Here is a 2,524-nt window from a genome sequence, read left to right on the forward strand (position 1 = left end):
ATAGGTAGCTGACTGTTTGCCAGCAGCCTGTCCGCTGCACCATACGTTGACCTGCAACCGAGCAGCGTTATTTCAACCCGCACCCCTCGAGCGTGTCGGCAGCCGGACGGACAGAACGCAACACTCAGTAATTCTCCGAGCCTGTCGGAAATCGCTGACAGGCTCATTGAACGGAACCGCATTATTGTTATGCACGTAACAGCATTCTGTCTCCATGCAGGTTCAGCGAATTAGCCACAACCCGGTCGAAAAACTCCGCGCACTCAAATTCGTGGCCGGTAGTCGGATATTTGCGTCAGAAGTCGAACACCGTTGCGGTGACCGCACCCAATACGCACATATTGGAGAATGTTCCCCCATCGTGGACTGTGTGGCCGCGCCAGGTGCCATCGATCGCCACCGAAACCGGTACCCAGTCCTGTGGGCATGTCGGTGGGTCGGGTTTGTCGACGAGAGCGCGGATGTTGCCGTCGGCCTTCGTCATCAGCGCGCAGGCCCTCGGCGGGTCGGGGTGGGTACCGCCCGGTGGGCCGCATTCGAGGATGATCGTGCGCGCCGCGACTCGGATGCTCGAGCGAACGGCCAGGGCGAGAACCGACTCCGCGGTCGTAGCGCTTGTCGTCGGGACCGCGGTGGCCGTGACGGCAGGGGCGGCCCTAGCGGTAGCGGACCCGGTTCGCATCGATGGAACGGCGACGCCCGTCGTGGGCGCACCGGCCTGCAAATCCGGTGCGATTGCCGGATTCACCTGCGGCACAGGTGGTTTGGGGTCAGGCCATGGCGCGCCGGGTCAGGTGGAAACATCTCCGCCCCAAGAATGAATTTGTTGATTGTTGGACTACCTAGCCTGGTACCGAATCGGGCTGCTGCACATCACCATGCACGATGAAACCGCCGGGAAATTCTTCCTCGGACCGGAGCGGCTGCTGCCTTCCGACAAGAGCTTCCTCGAGGTCTACCGCAACGAGGTGGCCGAACAACTGCACTGACACATCGGACGATTCGAACCCGCCGAGATCGTTGCGAGACCATCCATGACTATTGCTGTACGTTTGCTGACCATGACACGGCGACCTCACTCGTCTACCCGGATCGGGAAGTCCTCGGCGGCAAACATGCTGCGTGGTCTGCGGATGGTGGCGACCTGTTGCGCATTCGCCGGTCTGCTGGCCGCTGCGGCGCCGGCACTCGCCCAGGACCCGCTGCCGCCGAGCAGCGATCCCTTCTATACCTACGACGACGACTCGGCCGACGCCGAACCGGGGACGGTACTGCGCACTCGCACAGTCCCGCTGGCGGCGGCGACTCCCGCGCTCCCGCTCCCGGTCAACGGCATCCAACTGCTCTACCGGACCACCGGTCAGACAGGGCAGCCGAGCCTCGCCGCCACGACCGTCATACAGCCCGCCAACCCCGGCGGAAACCCGAAAATCGTTTCCTTCCAGAACTTCTACGACGCGCTCGGCTCACAATGCAATCCGTCCTACTCCTTGCGGGGCGGCGGCAACATCAACGAATACGGCCGCTACGTCGACCTCGGTGTCATCAGCCACTATCTGAGCGCCGGATACACCGTCGTGGTCCCCGACTACGAAACCACCGACCTCGCCTTCGGCGCCGGCCGGCAAGCCGGACACGCCACGCTCGACGGCATTCGTGCCGCCCAGCGCCAACTCGCCGCCGACCCCGCGCAGACACCGGTCGTCATGATCGGCTACTCCGGCGGGTCGATCGCGACCGAGTTCGCCACCGAGGCCGCGGCGAACGGCTATGCGCCGGAACTGAATATCATCGGCGTCGCCGAGGGCGGCCTCCCGGTCGACTACCAGCACGCGATCGACTACATGAACGGAACCAAGGACTGGTCCAGGGTGATCCCCCTGATCCTGGGCGGCGTGTCCCGCGGCTACGGCATCGACCTGGATCCCTACCTTTCCGATTTCGGCAAGCGGGTGATGCACGATGTGCAGAACCGCTGCCTGGAAACCGTCGATTACACCCTGTCCATCCAGGATCTACTCCTTCCGCAATACCAGCAGTACATGCGGGTCCCGGAACTCGCGCACATGCTGACCGACACGCGAATGAGCGCACCCGCCGACCCGAAAGCCCCGATGTTCGTCATGATCGGCAACTCCGATGGCTACGGTGACGGCGTCATGGCCGCCGGCGACGAACGCGACCTCGCACGCGGCTACTGCGGCAAGGGAGTGCCCGTGCAGTTCCGCGAACTGACCATCGATCACAAGGCCACCGGCCTGCAATTCATGGCGGCCGCAGCGCCTTTCGTCGATGAGAGGTTCAACCAGGCCCCGGCCACCAACGATTGCGCGGTGATCTGAACCGGCCTCGCTCTGACCGCGTGCACGCAGTCAGGTGCATGATCAGGCGGGTAGGAAACGGTCTCGGAAGGTCGAGGCGAGCCAGGGCTTTCGACCCCACGTGAGCACCCGACCGGTGAGAACCGGCCACCACTGACCGATCCTGCCGTAGTTGAGCAGGAGCATGGTGACCGGATCCGCAC

General features: G+C 63.7%; 3 protein-coding genes. 2 read left to right on the plus strand and 1 reads right to left on the minus strand.

Features of this window, described 5'->3' with window-relative positions:
- Window positions 1-295: 295 nt before the first annotated feature.
- Window positions 296-682, minus strand: coding sequence for an SSI family serine proteinase inhibitor (locus ACAM49_RS39775; protein ID WP_369640681.1), 387 nt, complete (start codon window positions 680-682; stop codon window positions 296-298).
- A 148-nt stretch (window positions 683-830) separates the two neighbouring features.
- Here ACAM49_RS39775 and ACAM49_RS39780 point away from each other — a divergent pair, with 148 nt between their 5' ends.
- Window positions 831-989, plus strand: coding sequence for a hypothetical protein (locus ACAM49_RS39780; protein ID WP_369640682.1), 159 nt, complete (start codon window positions 831-833; stop codon window positions 987-989).
- Window positions 990-1,061: 72 nt separating this feature from the next.
- Window positions 1,062-2,342, plus strand: a complete 1,281-nt coding sequence (locus tag ACAM49_RS39785; RefSeq protein ID WP_369640683.1) for a lipase family protein — start codon at window positions 1,062-1,064, stop codon at window positions 2,340-2,342.
- The last annotated feature ends 182 nt before the right edge of the window (window positions 2,343-2,524 follow it).

It is taken from the genome of Nocardia sp. JMUB6875 (assembly GCF_041154655.1).
In the GTDB taxonomy this organism is placed as follows: domain Bacteria; phylum Actinomycetota; class Actinomycetes; order Mycobacteriales; family Mycobacteriaceae; genus Nocardia.

Coding starts and splice junctions, on each gene's coding strand:
- ACAM49_RS39775 (WP_369640681.1), bottom strand. CDS start 682: ATGCGAACCGGGTCCGCTACCGCTAGGGCCGCCCCTGCCGTCACGGCC.
- ACAM49_RS39785 (WP_369640683.1), top strand. CDS start 1,062: ATGACACGGCGACCTCACTCGTCTACCCGGATCGGGAAGTCCTCGGCG.